Here is a 15,649-nt window from a genome sequence, read left to right as displayed (position 1 = left end):
ACCGCTGGACAACGACGCGGTCGTGCTCCGCCTCGTGACGCTGAGCGCAGCTGCAGTCCTCGGGGTGCTGCTCTTGCCGGCGGCCATGGTCGGCGCGGTGCTCGCCGCGCTCTGGTCGTGGCGAGGTTGGTCACCGACGTGGCTCCTGGTGCCGGGGGCCCTGCCGGTGACGGCGGCCACCCTGCTCGGCGTCGACCCCCTCCCGCGGGTGATGGCCGCAGTCGGTGCCCTCGTCGAGACCGGCATCAGCAGTGGATCGCTGGTCGACCTGCTCGTGGCCGCGCTGCCGCTGAGCTTGACGCTCGGGTCCGCTGCTGCTGCCGCGGTGGTCGTCTGGCAGCGGCTCCGTGCACCCACCTGGCGCGAGTCCAGCCGACGCCACGAGCAGCGGGCAGCACGGCGGCGCAGCCACCGGAGCGCCCGACACGTCGCTGCGACGGTCATCGATCGGGACGGACGCGTGCTCCTCGGTGTCGATGCCGAGACCGGTCGGCCGGCGGGTCTGCCCGCCCGGATGCTGGGCCGCCACGCCCTCGTGGTCGGGTCGACCGGCTCGGGCAAGACCACCACGGCGACCCGGCTTGCCGCGGCGACCCTCGAGCAAGGGGGAGGCCTGCTGGTGGTCGACCTCAAGGGGGACCCGGACACCGTCACGACTTGGCGCCGGGTGGCCTCCGAGCGGGGCGTTGCCTGCCACGTGTGGTCTTTCGATGCCGCGGCGATCTACGACCCGCTCGCTGCGGGCGGCGTCGCCGAGCGGACCCGCAAGGTCATGGCGCTCGCGGAGTGGACCGAGCCCTACTACGCCGACCAGGCCGAGCAGCTGCTCCAGCTGACGTTGCGCGCGTTCGAGGAGGTGGGCGACCGGCCGACCCTGGCACGCCTCCACGCCACGCTCACCCCGGACGGGTTGGCCGCTCTCCACCACCGTTCGGATGGTCCGGCCGCGGAGGAGCTCGCCCGCGAGGCCGCCGCCATGAGCAAGGGGCGTCTGTCGGCGCTGGAGAGCCTGCGGACGAAGCTGGCCCTGCTCACGCAGGCTGGGTACGGCGCCCAGCTCGACCCGGACCTCGCCCCCGAGCGCCCGGTCATCGATCTCGCCGCCGCGCTCGATGCCGGCGAGGTCGTGGTCGTCAGCCTCGACGAGCTGTCCTACGGCCACATCGCAGCACGCATGGCTGAGGTGGTGCTGACCGACGTCGCCGCCGCAGCCGGCGCTCGACTGCGCCGAGGTCGACCTCGCCTCGGGATGGTGTGGGTCGACGAGTTCTCGGCGATGCGTCCCGGCCCGTTGGCCTCGCTCTTCGCCCGCGTGCGGTCGGCCAACCTCGCTCTCCTCCTCAGCACCCAGGAGGTCAGCGACCTCGATCGGGAGGACGACACCTTCCGCGCGGCTGTGGCCACCAACGTCGCGACCGTGCTGGCACACCGGGTCCACGACCCGCGTTCAGCGGAGTGGATCTCCCAACTCGTGGGGACACGGGCGGGGTGGCAGGAGACGAGCCAGGTCGAGGCCATCAGCCGCCTCGGAGGCGAGCAGGCAGCTGGAGGAGCGACGGGTCTCGGCACGGTCCGAGAGGTCGAGCAGTACGTCGTGCATCCCAACGAGGTCAAGAGCCTGCCCGACCACCACGCGTACCTCGCACGGCTCGATCAGAGCCACAGCGGGGAGCGTGCCCGGCACGTACGGATCATCCCGCTGACCCGGTCGGCGCCCACGTCGGTGGTCGACGAGGTGGCCGTTCCAGCTTCCGGCCTTGACGACGCGAGCGGCCCAGCGCCGGCGCCCAGGCGGTGTCCGCGGCCCGAGCGTGCCGCGACCGCGCCGGACACCGCAACGTTATCCACAGCCGATCACGAGACGGATCGGGCGGTCGAGCTGAGCGTTCTTACGGTCCCGCCGGAGCTACCGGGAGATGAGTGGTGAGCGAGCACGAGGTACCGGAACGGCTCGACGGAGGGCCGTTGCATCGCCTGCGGACGAGTACCGCTGCCCGCGCAGCTGGAGGACGCTGGGCGGTCTGGGTCCTGCGCGTCGTGGTGTGGGCCATCCTGGCGGGGGCAGCGCTCCTGCTCGTCCGCCAGGTCGTCGCACCATCAGCCGCGGAGGTCGTCGACGCTGCGCTGGACACCCGGCTCGCCGGCGACGTGAGCGAATGGCCGACCGACGAAGCGCGTGATGCGGCCGTCCGCGCCGTGGCCAATGCACTCGCGCTCGGTGAGGACGACACCGGCACCGCAGGAGCAGCGGCTGCCTCGTCACCGGCGATGACCCAGACCGTCGAGGTGGTTACCCCCGGCCGGGTGGAGATCCACGGTCAGGATCACGCCACGGTCTACCTCGCCGCTCGGGTGCTCACCGCCACCCTCGTGCCAGATGGCGATGAGGACGCCGGCCCAGCGACCTCTCGGTCCTGGCGGTGGCTGGCCGTGCCCGTGATCTACGACGGCGAGGTCGTCACAGCCGCGGAGGGGATGGTCGAGGTACCGCCACCGCCTACCGAACTGCCGACCGAGCAACGACCTCGTCGCGAGCTGAACAGCCAGCTGACGGCCGAAACGCACGATGTCGCTGCCGCGTTCTTCGCGGCCTTGACCGGCGAGTCGCGCGCAGCGCTGGACGCTCTCACCGACGGCTCCATCCCTCTGCTCTCCAGTGACGTCGAGCTCGAGGAGTTCGCCGCCTGGCGCGTCGCCGAGCCGGACGTCGCCAGTGCCGGACGACCACAGGCCCTCTCCGCCGAAGCCGACGTCGTCTGGGTCAGGCCCGGTGGCCTCGTCGACTCGCAGACCTACGCCGTGGACCTGCACCGGAAGGGGGAACGGTGGCAGATCACCGACATCGGCCCCGTCCATGCCGTGGAACGGAGGGACTGAGCATGACGAGCCGACGTGCCGGCGCGCACCGCCACGGCCGCTTCTGCATTTCACCGAGCCCGTGGCTCGGAGCACGGCCCACACCTCAGAAGGACCCCCGCAAGCCCGAAAGCAAGGAGAAGTGATGGAACTGATCGAGATCCTGCCGCTGATCGCCCAGCTCGACTCGGAGGGGCTCGTCTCCGGGTTGCGCGGGTTCTTCCTCCCGATTGTCGTCCTGGTCATCGGCCTCGGCGCCGTGGTGTTCCTGGTCCAACAGCGCGCTAGCGGCCTCGTCGGGTTCCTCCTGGTCGGCGTCATCGTCGTCGCCCTGTTGACCACGCCTGGCGTCATCGAGAGCACGGGCCAGTGGCTCGGCCAGATGTTGTCCTGACGGAGCAGGAAGCCCTCATGGAACTGCGCACCTACACCGACCTGTGGCGCATGGACCGACGGATCTACGCCATCCAGGACGTCACGCTGCCGATCCCTGTCGGCATGACCCAGCTCGGTGCCGCGGCGCTTGGAGCCCTGGTGTGGCTGCCGATCGCCTTCGCCATCGGCTTGACCGACCTCGTGGGTGGCGCAGGCGAGTACGCCACCGGCCTGAGCGCGATCCTCCTCGCCGGACCGCCGATCGCCATCGGGTGGGCGACCGGCCGCCCGCTCGTCGAGGGGCGAACCATCGGCCAGCACCTCGCGGCCGCCGCCCGCTACCAGCTCCTGCCGCCCCTCCTCGTGCGCCTCTCGGTCCCCGACCGAGTCCCCACGAGCCAGCGTCTCCACGCGCTGATCTGGACCCCGCGGACGAAGGACGAACCCACATGACCGGCGCCATGCTCGACACCGCTCCGGCCGGCGCAGCCCGCCTCGATGCGCGGGCGATCGATGGCCAACTGCTCTACACCACCTCGCACGTCTGGGGATGGTGGCGGCTACCCCTGACCCACCTCGACTACCTCACCCCGGCCGAGCAGGAGCAGGAGGCGCACGCTGCGGCGATGGCCTGGTCGGGCATGGCTGGCCACGAGCTCCACGTCCTGACCATGGCCGTCCCCGCCGACCCCGACGGTTGGGCCCGACGAGCGGCCGATGAAGCGCACGCCCCTCGGGGCGACTGGCAGCGTTGGGCCGCCGCCGCGACCGCCCATCTGCGCAGCCGCGACGATCTCCAGAAGGCCGTGTACGTCGGTGTCAGGCTCGGCGAACGGCGGCCGCCACTGCTCGGCCGCAGGCTCGGGGCCATGTTCGGTCGGCTCGAACGAGCCGCCGGCGTCGACGACCACATGGTCCCCGAGGCCGAGCTCGCGCGATGGCGGCGTAGCGCGCAGAAGATCGGCCGGCCGCTCACCGACGGCGCCCTCGCGGCGAGCCCAGCCCGAGCGAGCGAGATCGCGCTGCTCGTCGCGCACGCGGTCCGACGCGGCCATCCCCGCGGTTCCCTACCCCCGAGCCAGCGGTGGGGGGCGGGCCAGCTCGTGCCGCTCATCGATGGTGAGCTGCACCGAGCCCGCACCCACGTGCGAGCTGTCGGCCCCGACGGTCACAACAGCTTCCACACCGTCCTGACCGTGGCCCGGATGCCGGAACGGATGATCTGGCCTCCGGGCCCGCCCTGGCTCTGCCTGCACGAGTGGCTCCAGGAGCACATCGAGGTCAGCGGCCGCTGGCGGGTCGTCGACCACCGGACCGCCGGCAGAGATGTCCGCTCCCGCATCGCGGCCGCCCGCGATCAGACGCGACACACCACCGAGGCCGGCGGCCACCTACCGCAACGTGATCTCGACCGGCTCGACACCGCCACCGGACTCGAGGCCCGGCTCGACCGTGATCGGACCGCCCTGGTCTACGCCCACACGCGTCTGATCATCTCCGCCGAGTCACCCGAGCTGCTCGACGAGATCGCGGACGAGGTCACCGAGCAGTACCGCCACGTCGACATCGAGCTGGCACGGCCCTCCTGGGACCAGCTCGCACTGCTCATCGAAGCCATCCCCGGCGACCGGGTCCATGTCAACGCCTACCGGCAGGTCCACGAACCCGAGGTCCTCGGCGGCGCCATGCCGACCGCCTCGGCAGCGCTCGGCGACGGACGCGGGCCCTACCTGGGCTTCACCACCGGTCGGCTCGCCGAGCAGCCCGTCCACTACTCCCCGTGGGAGGCGGTCAACCGCCGCGACCAGCAGCGCGAGACCACGATCGCCGTCACCGGATCGCTCGGTGGCGGCAAGACCGTCACGCTCATGGCCATCGCGGCAGCCGCCTGGCGCTCCGGCGCCCGCGTCGTCGCGTTCGACCCCAAGGGCGACCTCGCACGCCTCGCCGCCCTGCCCGGTGCGGACGTGGACGTCATCGACCTCACCGACGCACCCGACGGCGTCCTCGACCCGTGGTCGCTGATCGAGGACCCCGACGCCGCCAAGATGGTCGCACTCGAGGCCATCGATCGCCTCGTGGCCGGCCGCGCCGAGTCGCACCACCGAGCCGTCATCGACCAGGCCGTCGAGGCCGAGGCGCACAGCACCTCGCCGTCCCTGTCCGGCGTCGTCGATCGACTCAGCGCCGGCAACCCCGCAGCGCGCGAGATCGCCTCGACGCTGAACATGTACCGCACGATGCCGCTCGCCCGGCTCGCGTTCCGGCCCTCGTCGGGTGGCATCACCCTCGGGGACGGCATCACGATCATCACCACCCCGGGGGTCGAGTACCCACCGGCCGGGACACCGCTGCGCGAGATGTCGTGGCCACAGCGGCTCGCCGTCGCCGCGACCTACCTGGTGGGGACCTACGCGCGGCGCGCAGCACTCCACGCCGACCCGGACCGTCCCAAGCTCATCGCCCTCGATGAAGCGTGGGCGCTGACCTCCACCGACCAGGGCCGGGCTCTCATCGCGGAGACCTCGAGGATGGGGCGCTCCCGCCGTGCCGCGCTCCTCCTGGCCAGCCAGTCGGCCGTCGACCTCTCCGACGACGTGGTGCGCAACTGCATCTCGACCGTCATCGCACACCGGATCGGCTCCGACAGCGAAGGCGACGCCGTTGCCCAGCTCCTCGGCGTCACGCCGAGCAGCGCACTCACCAGCGATCTGTACGACCTGCGAGCCGGGGAAGCGGTCATGCGCGATCTCGACCGCCGTGTCGGCCGCGTGCAGGTCGACGTCAGCTGGGACCTCACCGTGGCCCGTCTGCTCGACCACAACGTGACCGCCCACCAGGAGGCCGCCGGGTGAACCGCATCCCGCTCTGCCTGACGATCGTCGCCGCCCTCACCGTCGGTTGCGCCACGGACGACCCTCACGTTGACCGTGAGGGTGCGGCCCACCAGGTCCTCGGCGAGCACCTGCGAGCCATGGCCGAGGGGGACTGGGAGCACGTCTACGAGCTCACCGCAGACGAGGCCCGGCCGACCAACCGGCGCCGCTGGCTCCAACGACGACAGGACCGCGACGACGGGTTCCTCCACCGCTGCGTCGGCTCGACCACCGGCCGGCCCGCCGTCGACCTCGAAACGTTGGAGAGCGACACCGAGGAGCTGCTCGTCCAAGCCACCGTGTGGGTCGAGCCCGACCGCGGAACCACGTGCCGGTGGCGCCTCATCGAGGAACCGGACGGTTGGCGCGTCGGCAATCACATCGACCGAGCCGAGGCGACGCGAGACCGGTGAACGGAGTCTGACGTGAACATCCAACGGGGGATCGTGGCGACCTTGGTGATCGCCGGACTGCTGATGCTCGCCGGCCTGCACCCGGCCGCCGCGCAATCGCAGCAGGTCGATGGCCTCATCGAGGGCCCACCCATCCAGGGGGACAACGAGCCCACCATCGCCGAGAGGTACCCGGTCACCAGCTACCGGTACCCGTTCCACGGCGAGGGGGTCGGCATCGGCTCGCGCAGCGGCGAGATGGTCGACCAGACCCTCAACGCCCTGGCCTCCCTCCTGATCCTCGGCGCAGGTCTGCTTGCTCAGGGCGCGAGCAGGCTCGTCCAGTGGGCGTTCGACCCCACGACCACCGACTGGCTCATGGACGCGGTCGAGGTGAGCGTGCGAGCGCTCGGCGACAGCGTCTACGGCCAGGTCGTCCTCCTAGTCATCATGCTCGGAGCGCTCTGGGTGGCCTGGCAGGGCATCGCGCAGCGACGTGCCACGACCTCCCTGCAGGGCGGCATCTGGATGGTCGCCGTCGTCGCGCTCGGGGTGGCCTTCTTCTCCCAACCGCGCTGGTTCATCGAGACGCCGCACCAGGTCACCACCGAGCTGACCGCCGGCCTGTTCGGCGCGGTCGCCGGCGTGGGCGCGAGCGGATCCGGCAGCTACTACGGCGAACACCCGCCGACGTTCTCCGGCCCCGCCGCCATCGACGCGCAACGGCAGCTCGAAGACCAGCTCTGGCGCGTCATGGTCTTCGAACCGTGGCGGATCTCGACCTTCCCGTCGACCGAGTTCGCCGACGCCTACGGCGAGGAGCTCCTCGCCGACCGCTCCGAGGACAACGTCCAGGCGATCTACGACGACATCCGCGACGAGGACCGCGCCGCCGCCGAGTACTTCGCCGGCCGCGAACCGCTCGACCGCCTCGTCGCCTCGGGCATGACGCTACTCGCGGCGCTGCCGATCGCGGTGACCATGATCGTGCTGGGAAGCGCACTGATCGTCCTGCAGTTCGCCTTCGTCATCCTCTCGCTGCTCGCCCCGGTGTTCCTCCTGCTCGGCATCCACCCGGGGGGTGGTCGCAACGCGCTCCTGCGCTGGCTGGACATGTGGCTCGGCACGCTGGTCAAGCGCGTCGCGCTCACCGCCCTCATCTCGGTCCTGGTCTCCCTGTTCGCGTTCGCCGCCGCCAACCTGGGCCAGCAGGGCTGGTACCTGACCGTGCTGCTCACCACCCTGGTGTGCGTTGCCGCCCTGGTCTACCGCAAGACCATCACCGAGCTCCTCGCCTCCGCAGCCGGCAGCGTCGGTGCGGGCCAGGAAGGCGAACGCGAGCACCGGTCCCGGGCGCACCCGATGAGGACCACCGCCCGGACCGCCCACTCCGCCAACCGCGCCATCAAGTTCATGGGCGCCGGCGCGCTCATGCTGCGTGCTGGCCAGCGGACCGCCAGCGACCACGCCCAGAAGGAGGAGGAAGGCCGCAGAGCCGCGGCCACGACACGCGGCCGCCGACGCAGGCGTGGGACTGAGGACGCGAAGCACGGCGAACCCGCGACTCGTTCCGGAAATCAGCAGTCTCCAGAGCGTGGGGACGCTGATGGCCCTCGTGCCGCACACACACCCCGCCGCGAGACTGGTCGTCGCACCACGACGGGAGAGCAGGCCGAACCCTCGGCCACGGAGGACGGCACCGATCGGCAGCAGCCGAGTGCCGAGTTCACCACCGTCGCGCCGGCCACCCGCCAAACCCGTCCGTCACGTCGGGCACGCCGCCAGATGGCGGCCGCGCACGACCAGCCGACGTCGACGGCCACAACGGACGACGAGCACTCGGCGGCGCCGGTGACACCGGCGACGCCGCGGCGGCCACGGTCACGAGGTGAGCGATGATGCTGGCCGACCCCGACCGCCACCGACGACTCATCGCGTGCACCCTCATCTTCATCATCGCGTTCATGGTTCGCGCCGAGAGGAGGGGCTGGTTCGACCGTTACGACCCGGAGTCGGTCTCCGCCATCGCGGCGGATGATCGGGTGATCGCGGCGGTACCCGAGCCGCCGGCGTCCCCGCCGAAGCTCGAGGCCGACAGCGCGGCCCAAAGGCCTGAGGAGCCGAGCGCTGCGAGCCTGGACCGAGCCCACGACGTCGCAGAGGACTTCGCGACGCAGTACCTCACCTGGCCGACCGGCGAGCCGCACAGCGAGCGGGTCGCCCGGGTCGCGAGCCACACCACCCCTGAGCTGGCAAGAGACATCGCCGAAGCTCGCCCACAGGGTGCCGCCGACGAGGCGAACCGCGACGAGGGCTGGTTGCAGACCGTCGAGATCCTCGGCACGCAGACCCTGACGGTCCGGGCCCGCCACGTCGAAGTCACCGTCTTGACCGAGGTCACGACGATCGGCGACGACGCGAGCACCGTGACGCCGACCAACCTCACCGTCGCGCTGCGAGAGGAGGGTGGAGCGTGGCTCGTCGACGGCCTGCGATGACCGACCACACCCCGACCATCGGCCGTCGAGGCCTGCTGCTCGGTGCCGCCGGCGCGCTGCTGGCTGGCTGCCTACCAGACCTCGAGGACGGTCCGCTGGCGTCCTGGTGCAACCCCGACCCGTCCGCCGACGCGGACGAGATCCCCGCCCCCGCGCTCGATGCCTACCACGCAGCCGCAGCCGCCTTCGGCCTTCCATGGTCGCTGCTGGCCGGGATCGGATGGATCGAGTCCCGCCACACGCCCACCGCCATCGGCCCGCCGCTCGACGGTGGCCCGAACGTCCGCGCCATCCCCGCGACGCCCTACGGCACCTCGCTCCACGGCGACCCGCGCTGGGAACGGGCCGTGGGGATGATGCAGTTCCTCCCCAGCACCTTCCGCACCTACCGCGACCGCGGCCTGGTCGAGGACCCACGCGACCCGGCGGACGCTGCCACAGCGGCCGCGGCCTACCTCCTCGACTCCGGCGCCCCCGACGACATCCGCGGGGCACTGCTCACCTACAACCGCTCCACCACATACGTCGACGCCGTACTCGACGCAGCAGCCCGCTACGCCGCCGACGGCGCGACGCCCGTCGACTGTCAGGCGACCCCGGTGGCCAGCATCGAAGGCGCGGCTCCGGAAGCCGTCCTGGCCCTCGCGGACGAGGGCCGGATCGTGCTCACCGAACGCGAGCGGCGAGACCTGGTGCACCCGAGGATGGACCCGCGCGTCATCGCGATCATGCTCGCGATCGCCGAACGGCATGCCTACGCCGTTTCGGTCATCCGGACCGGGCACAGCCGCTGCGTCGGCGGCGGGAGCGTCTGCGCGAGCAGTCGTGTCTCGAACCACTGGGAGTACCGCGCCGTCGACATCTACTCCCTGGACGGAAAGCGGATCGACCGCGGCCATGGAGATGCCAGGCACGTCGTCGGCTGGCTCCACGACCTCAATGGCGAACTGCGTCCGGGCGAGGTGGGTTCACCGTTCCCCGACTGGACCGCCACCACGGGCTGGTTCACCGACGCAGCCCACCAAGGCCACATCCACATCGGCTATGCCCACTAGTGCCGCGCCCCCGATGGGTCCGCTGGAATCGACCATCTCTCGTAGGTGCTGCGACCGTGGAGCAGGAGGGGTCCCTCCTCATCCGCCACGCCTGCTGACTTTGGCCGAGTATAGGCCAGTTCGACTCCGGTGTCTTTGGGTCGCGAGACTAGATGTCCGAATCGCTTCACCCTGCCAGACGGCAGGATGGCCGAACGAGGTTGGGAGTCTACGTGGCTGACCGGACTGGGACCCCCGCTAGGGTGACTCCGACTCTGCGAGCCAGACTCTATAGGCCTCCCGTTCAACGCGAAGCAACCAGTATGTACTCGGACCCATGAGCAGAATAACGTACGAACCCAACTGGGCACGCCCCACAACCAGAATCAACAGGAGAAGGGCTGAACCGGCTACGGCGGTCAACACTGGCCGCTCGAAGCAGTACCGCTGCACCTCTGATACCCGCCCTCGACGGCGCCATTGTTTCAATCGGAGCTCGACGATTGCATCCCTTGCCCAACTCATCTCGGCATCCCATCCCCGGCATGGAGCATTCGTGAAGGTGGTAGCTGGCTAGCTAACCGAGCCATAAGTCTACTACTGACGCGGCTTCAGAGCCGGGGGGCGGCAGCCCTACCAGGTGCGTGATCGCCGCGTCGAGACTGTCAGCGTGCGGGGCGGTGTCCCAACGCCAAGCTACCACCTCGATGCGCGGAGGAAGCCCGGACAGTCCCGCGCGAAGTCGACTCGCTACTCGCTCCTCAGACTCATCAATCAGGACCAAGATCCCATGGACCTGCTGTGACCGGAGTCCTCGCGCGAGTTCCCTGCTCTTGCTGGTCACGTCCGTTACTTGGAGTGGCAACAGCCCTTGCACCACGATGGTCTTCCCATCGCCCCTATTGGGGTCCATGAGAAGTTTGAACCTGGAGCGCTCGCCAGCATGAAAGACGGAGACCCTGTGGCCCAGGCGGAGTGCCGATTTGGGAACACCTGCCCGAACCTCGTGCATATAGCGTTCGAGCGCGTGCCGTTCGAAAGGACCCTCTTGAGGCCGTGTGGGCACCTCACTGTGGGACCCGACTTGGCTGTCGATGACCCCCTCCAGATGCGCGTTCGTGACCTCAAGCTGCCTCACCGACGTCCGCAGAATCGCGACGTCGCGCTCGGCAAGTCTGGCTCGCTCGAGCTGGCGGACCTGTTCGGCACTGGCCTCAGCCAGCTCGTCCGTTCGCTCTAGTGCCTCGCGTTCGAACGGCGCGAGGCGTTTGCGGTCGGCGTTGCAGCGGCTCAGCTCGGCGCGGAGGTCGTTCACCGAAAGCCGCAATCCTGCGGCTACCTCCCCCATCGGCCGAAGGGCCACCACCTCACCCCTTGCCTCGCTGCGCTGAACCACGGGAGCTCGTGCCCACATCCAACCGAAGGTGATTCCCTCGAACGAGAGAAGGAATGTACCCACCAGTAGGACCACGAGCAGAATGTCGCGCCAACCGCTTGCTCCACCCCCCAATGTGGCGGCCAGTGCGAGGATGGCGACCAGTGCCAGCTCTGCGAGGAGGTGGCCTCGGAGTTTTCGACGCTCCGAGTAGTCGCGGATGGCGCGCTGAAAGGCGGTTTGATGGATGTCGTGCGCGGTCTCCTCGCTCATGCCGCGCTCCCGTATGTGGATACAGACGGCCAGTGCTTCGGCGGTGCAGCCGGGGCAGGTCACGGTGAAGACTACGGCTGGCTTGTGGCGGGCCGGCGCAGGCGCTGCACGGGCCCCTGACACCGTGACAAGGCCCGGGGAAGCGCGCGGCCGATGAGCCCGTGCCCTTCGGGTCGCATCCGCACGGCCGGATTGAGTCCCGCGCCGAGCCGATCCGCTGCGCTGACTCCTACGCCCTTCTTCTCCTCTGGTCTCGTCAGTGAACCTTCCGGCGACTCGAGGTTCGTTGACGGCCTGGCTTCGCAAGGGCGAAGCCCAGACCTACTCCCCTCGTCGTCGGGAGGGTCGGGCCGGCTCCGACGAACGCGGAGCATGATCGGTCGGCGGTACGACACCTGCGCCGGCCCTACGTCAACCCACCACCGGCGTCTCTGCGCTCCTTCCCGACTGGCCTCCGCGAGCTCCGACAAGTCGGGACCGCTGGTCAGGGTCTGACGTCCCCTCCTGCCCTCCAGGTCCTCCTCCGAGTACCCGAGGAGAGCCCACGGGGTTGGCAAGGAGCGACGTGATGCGAACGATGACGAGCAACAGAACGTCCACCGGCACCATCGAGGCGATCCCCGTCGAGGGGCGACAAGGGCGCTGGTTCCGACCAGACGCAGCGACCAACAGGACCGAGGTGACCGCACCCGAAGCGGCTGCACAGGTACTGATGCCCGAGCTGGCCGGTCTCGACCGCGAGGCGTGCGTCGCGGCCTACCTCGACACCAAGCACCGGCTGCTCGCCACCGAGCTGATCAGCCTCGGCAGCATCGACCACACCTTCATGAGCCCCCGCGACGTCTACCGCGGCGCCCTGCTCGCGAACGCGAGCGCGGTAGTACTCGCACACAACCACCCCTCCGGCGACGCCGAGCCCTCGCGTGACGACGAGCTGCTCACCTGGGGTTTGCGAACCCCGACGGGTCCGCAGGTCCCATCGGCGGGCGTTCTGGCGCCTCGGAATCCTGCAACCGAACACCCACGAGTGGCTCCGGCGCTTCCGGGTAGGACAGGTGCTCGACCTCGATGGGCGCTGACCTCTTGACCTGCTGGAAGGTGAACTGGTCCTCCGCAACGACGTTGTGCGTGACTTCCGTGACGGGAAAGACCTTGCGGTCGACACATCGTCTGGTCAACTCAGCGCAGTATGCCTCCAGCCAAACGACGCGACGCAGTTCGTCTCGCTCCTCCGCCCAGCGCTTGGCAATGTCGGACAGAGACGGTTGGTTGATTAGCCACGCGACGTCTGCAGGCATCAGGGTGGCCGGAGCATCCGGATCAAGACCGGCTGCGTGTTCCGGCCGGACTATGTAGTGGATCTCTAGCCCGCGCGGAGAGTGATGGTCCCGGGGGCCTGGATCATCAGGCGTTTCGAGCTCAAGTCGAATGTCGGATAGGGCTCGGTAAAGTGCCCCTTCCTCGGAGTTCTTGTTGTGCCGCTTCTTCGCAAGTGTGGTCAAGGGTTCGACCGTCGTCTCGATGTAGTCGTCCCAGCTGGGCTTTGACGTGTAGCGACCGACATGGCGTCGGAACGCGCTCGCGTGAGTGCCCGTCTCCAGCCCCGGCTCCAGGTGCTCCACGAGAGCGCAGACTTCGTCCCGTTGCGCATGCCTCAACGTGGACAGGTCTGCGTACCAATCCCCATCCCGGAACGCGGGGACTGGAGCTAGGTGCGGTTTCCGACCGATTTCGGCCTCAGGATCGTCCGGGAGATGGACCGCGTCGGCGACTGCGAGCGCAGGACGACGAACAAGGTCGCAGGTTCGCGACACAAGAACCATGAACGACTCGGGCACAGCGAGGACGTCGCCCTGCTTGGCGTTACCGAGTGCGTCCGACTTGGTCACGGGTCTTCGACGCTGTACCGGTCGATCCACGAGCGCGGTTCGGATTCCGGCTGCGCCTCCGAGACGCTACGGAGCAAGTCTGCATACAGGGACATCCCATCGACACGCAACATCAGGCGCTCGCGGGCGCGCTTCGGCCCCAGGTGCAGCAAGGGTGTGATGGCCTGCTCGATGCGTCCCAGCCTCTCAAGGTTCGCCGTGGACATCCGGTTGCCGGTTGCCCACAGGTGCACTGACCTTCGGCTCACCCCGAAGAGCCGAGCCAACTGCTCCCACGTCAGCCCAGACTGCTGATGCAGCGCCCGTATGCGATCTTCGACTGTTGGTGCGATGAGAAGGTGCTGACCGACGAAGATGATGTCCCTGTCACCAGGCGGCAGCGGCCTCCAGGTGGAGGCGTCGGACAGGGTGTACGGGAACGGAACCGATTCTTCTGGAGCGCGGGGGCTACTGGCTGAGGACGGCGATGCTGTCCCGTATACGCGCACGGGTCGGGCCGGCTCTCGTGGCGCCGCCTCGCGGTCGATCACCTTCATGACGTGCCCCCAAAGAAGTCGATGAACTGCTCTGTCGTCGCCCAGCGGAACATTTGGTAGCCAGAACTCGCCAAGGATTCGGCAGCGGCCATCACCGAGTCGACCGTGAACTCCGCGGTCTGTTCGTCGAACGCATCGATATCGAGGAACCATGAAGCACGGCCGGAGGGGTCCACTCCATGGTCGATCACGGCCTTCGGCGGCACCACTCCAGTGCGCAGTCGAATTCGTGCATGCGCATCGAGTTCGAGGATCGAGTCGGTGATGCTGTGGACCAAGGTCACGCCCTCGGCTGCCCCTTCCATCGCCAGAGCTCCGAGAAGCTGCGGTCGAACGTAGACGCTGAGGCTGTTGATGATGTCGGGCTCATCCACAACGTCGATGTAGCGGACGCCGATGCGATCGCGAACCACGACAGCGTCCTCGGGTGCCACCGCTCCGGCCACCACACGCAGCTTCTCCAAGAAGTCCTTACGCGAGATGTACGCGCGCGTGCTCAGTGCCACGAAGTCGGACGTCAGGTTCACCCACCAGGACTTGTCGATGGTCTCGAACAGCCAGGCGGACTCTTGGACGGGGGCCTTGGGGGACGGCCCGTCGGGACCGACCTCCACCTCGATCCGCTGTGTCGTCTCGGGCCGCGATACAGGGAAGAGGTCCTTCAGCCGGCTGTGGATGCGCCTCGCCGCTTCGTCGGCCACTAGCTGGGGCGCCAGCGGGAAGCGCATCTGGCAGAGCGCAAGAGCGAGAGGCGCCCCGGGGAGGGGCACCTCATCATATGGGTCTCGCATCAGCATCGACATCTACTTCACAGACTACTTCACACCTTGCACCTCGATCGGCCGTCGGTCGCCGCTTCCGCAATCTCCGCGCGGAGGCCGCACTGGACCGCGCTTGAGGCAGTGACGCCGTCGTAGGGCGCGTTCTTGGGAGCCGGCCTTCCGGCGGACGGCCATGCCGCTAGCACTGCTCCCGGCCGGGAGTCCCTACGGGTCGTCTCCGTGCGGCGGAGCCGATCCGCTCCGCGGACTCCCTCCGCTTCTTCTTCTCCTCTGGTTTCGGCAGTGCACCCTTCGGCGACTCGAGGTTCGCTGACGGCCTGGTTTCGCTTGGCGAAGCCCAGCCCTACTCACCTCATCGTCGGGAGGGTCGGGCCGGCTCCGACGAACGCTGGACGGGGACCCGGACGCGCCCGACACCTGCGCCGGCCCTACGTCAACCCACCACCGGTGTCGCTGCGCTCCTTCCCGACTGGTCTCCGCGAGCTCCGGCAACTCGGGACCGCTGGTCAGGGTCTGACGTCCCCTCCTGCCCTCCAGGTCCTCCTCCGAGTACCCGAGGAGAGCCCACGGGGTTGGCAAGGAGCGACGTGATGCGAACCGTGACGAGCAACGGAACATCCACCGGCACCATCGAGACGATCCCCAGCGAGGGGCGGCAAGGGCGCTGGTTCCGACCAGACGCAGCGACCAACAGGACCGAGGTGACCGCACCCGAAGCGGCTGCACAGGTACTGATGCCCGAGCTGGCCGGTCTCGACCGCGA

General features: G+C 69.2%; 13 protein-coding genes and 1 pseudogene. 10 read left to right on the top strand and 4 right to left on the bottom strand.

The genetic code is table 11. The annotated features are described in order from the left end of the window. Window positions 1-22: 22 nt before the first annotated feature. The 9 genes from NITAL_RS06820 (at window position 23) to NITAL_RS06780 (ending at window position 10,052) form a co-directional block, all read left to right on the top strand. Window positions 23-1,927, top strand: a complete 1,905-nt coding sequence (locus tag NITAL_RS06820; protein WP_169786760.1) for a type IV secretory system conjugative DNA transfer family protein — start codon at window positions 23-25, stop codon at window positions 1,925-1,927. After that, complete coding sequence (locus NITAL_RS06815; RefSeq protein ID WP_052665355.1) at window positions 1,924-2,877, top strand: hypothetical protein; 954 nt, start codon at window positions 1,924-1,926, stop codon at window positions 2,875-2,877. The genes NITAL_RS06820 and NITAL_RS06815 overlap by 4 nt, the downstream gene beginning before the upstream one ends. A gap of 124 nt (window positions 2,878-3,001) precedes the next feature. Further along, the gene (locus NITAL_RS06810; protein WP_052665354.1) at window positions 3,002-3,250 is read left to right on the top strand and encodes a hypothetical protein; all 249 of its coding nucleotides are present in this window, start codon (window positions 3,002-3,004) and stop codon (window positions 3,248-3,250) included. A gap of 17 nt (window positions 3,251-3,267) precedes the next feature. Continuing rightward, window positions 3,268-3,684, top strand: a complete 417-nt coding sequence (locus NITAL_RS06805; RefSeq protein WP_052665353.1) for a TcpE family conjugal transfer membrane protein — start codon at window positions 3,268-3,270, stop codon at window positions 3,682-3,684. Continuing rightward, a complete protein-coding gene (locus tag NITAL_RS06800; RefSeq protein ID WP_052665352.1) occupies window positions 3,681-6,086 on the top strand; it encodes a VirB4 family type IV secretion system protein in 2,406 nt (801 codons plus the stop codon). Before NITAL_RS06805 ends, NITAL_RS06800 begins: the two co-directional genes overlap by 4 nt. Beyond that, a complete protein-coding gene (locus NITAL_RS06795; protein WP_052665351.1) occupies window positions 6,083-6,520 on the top strand; it encodes a hypothetical protein in 438 nt (145 codons plus the stop codon). Before NITAL_RS06800 ends, NITAL_RS06795 begins: the two co-directional genes overlap by 4 nt. Before the next feature lie 12 nt (window positions 6,521-6,532). Next, window positions 6,533-8,398, top strand: a complete 1,866-nt coding sequence (locus NITAL_RS06790) for a type IV secretion system protein (RefSeq protein ID WP_052665350.1) — start codon at window positions 6,533-6,535, stop codon at window positions 8,396-8,398. Further along, window positions 8,395-8,997, top strand: a complete 603-nt coding sequence (locus NITAL_RS06785) for a hypothetical protein (protein ID WP_052665349.1) — start codon at window positions 8,395-8,397, stop codon at window positions 8,995-8,997. The genes NITAL_RS06790 and NITAL_RS06785 overlap by 4 nt, the downstream gene beginning before the upstream one ends. Then, complete coding sequence (locus tag NITAL_RS06780) at window positions 8,973-10,052, top strand: transglycosylase SLT domain-containing protein (protein WP_052665348.1); 1,080 nt, start codon at window positions 8,973-8,975, stop codon at window positions 10,050-10,052. The genes NITAL_RS06785 and NITAL_RS06780 overlap by 25 nt, the downstream gene beginning before the upstream one ends. 556 nt (window positions 10,053-10,608) lie before the next feature. On the opposite strand, the gene NITAL_RS06775 is transcribed toward NITAL_RS06780, so the two are convergent. Next, window positions 10,609-11,679: a hypothetical protein gene (locus NITAL_RS06775; RefSeq protein ID WP_052665347.1), complete on the bottom strand. Its 1,071-nt coding sequence runs from the start codon at window positions 11,677-11,679 to the stop codon at window positions 10,609-10,611. 568 nt (window positions 11,680-12,247) lie between these two features. On the opposite strand from NITAL_RS06775, the pseudogene NITAL_RS29520 reads away from it, so the two are divergent. After that, window positions 12,248-12,571: pseudogene (locus NITAL_RS29520) on the top strand (JAB domain-containing protein); the annotation flags it as partial. Window positions 12,572-12,617: 46 nt separating this feature from the next. Here the strand turns inward: NITAL_RS29520 and NITAL_RS28875 are convergent. The 3 genes from NITAL_RS28875 to NITAL_RS06760 are packed head-to-tail and all read right to left on the bottom strand — an operon-like array spanning window position 12,618 to window position 14,895. Further along, a complete protein-coding gene (locus tag NITAL_RS28875) occupies window positions 12,618-13,568 on the bottom strand; it encodes a hypothetical protein (protein WP_245617668.1) in 951 nt (316 codons plus the stop codon). Continuing rightward, window positions 13,565-14,104, bottom strand: coding sequence for a helix-turn-helix domain-containing protein (locus NITAL_RS27070; protein WP_157041672.1), 540 nt, complete (start codon window positions 14,102-14,104; stop codon window positions 13,565-13,567). Before NITAL_RS27070 ends, NITAL_RS28875 begins: the two co-directional genes overlap by 4 nt. Continuing rightward, window positions 14,101-14,895 (bottom strand): TIGR04255 family protein, encoded by a 795-nt coding sequence (locus NITAL_RS06760; protein WP_281175592.1) that lies wholly within the window; start codon window positions 14,893-14,895, stop codon window positions 14,101-14,103. The genes NITAL_RS27070 and NITAL_RS06760 overlap by 4 nt, the downstream gene beginning before the upstream one ends. Between the last annotated feature and the right edge of the window lie 754 nt (window positions 14,896-15,649).

It is taken from the genome of Nitriliruptor alkaliphilus DSM 45188 (assembly GCF_000969705.1).
GTDB lineage: Bacteria > Actinomycetota > Nitriliruptoria > Nitriliruptorales > Nitriliruptoraceae > Nitriliruptor > Nitriliruptor alkaliphilus.
This window is presented reverse-complemented; position numbering and strand designations above follow the sequence as displayed.

What these genes read in the sequence shown, in the direction of transcription:
- NITAL_RS06810 (WP_052665354.1), top strand. Translation starts at nt 3,002, where the DNA reads ATGGAACTGATCGAGATCCTGCCGCTGATCGCCCAGCTCGACTCGGAG.
- NITAL_RS06805 (WP_052665353.1), top strand. Translation starts at nt 3,268, where the DNA reads ATGGAACTGCGCACCTACACCGACCTGTGGCGCATGGACCGACGGATC.
- NITAL_RS06800 (WP_052665352.1), top strand. Translation starts at nt 3,681, where the DNA reads ATGACCGGCGCCATGCTCGACACCGCTCCGGCCGGCGCAGCCCGCCTC.
- NITAL_RS06785 (WP_052665349.1), top strand. Translation starts at nt 8,395, where the DNA reads ATGATGCTGGCCGACCCCGACCGCCACCGACGACTCATCGCGTGCACC.
- NITAL_RS06775 (WP_052665347.1), bottom strand. Translation starts at nt 11,679, where the DNA reads ATGAGCGAGGAGACCGCGCACGACATCCATCAAACCGCCTTTCAGCGC.
- NITAL_RS27070 (WP_157041672.1), bottom strand. Translation starts at nt 14,104, where the DNA reads ATGAAGGTGATCGACCGCGAGGCGGCGCCACGAGAGCCGGCCCGACCC.
- NITAL_RS06760 (WP_281175592.1), bottom strand. Translation starts at nt 14,895, where the DNA reads ATGCGAGACCCATATGATGAGGTGCCCCTCCCCGGGGCGCCTCTCGCT.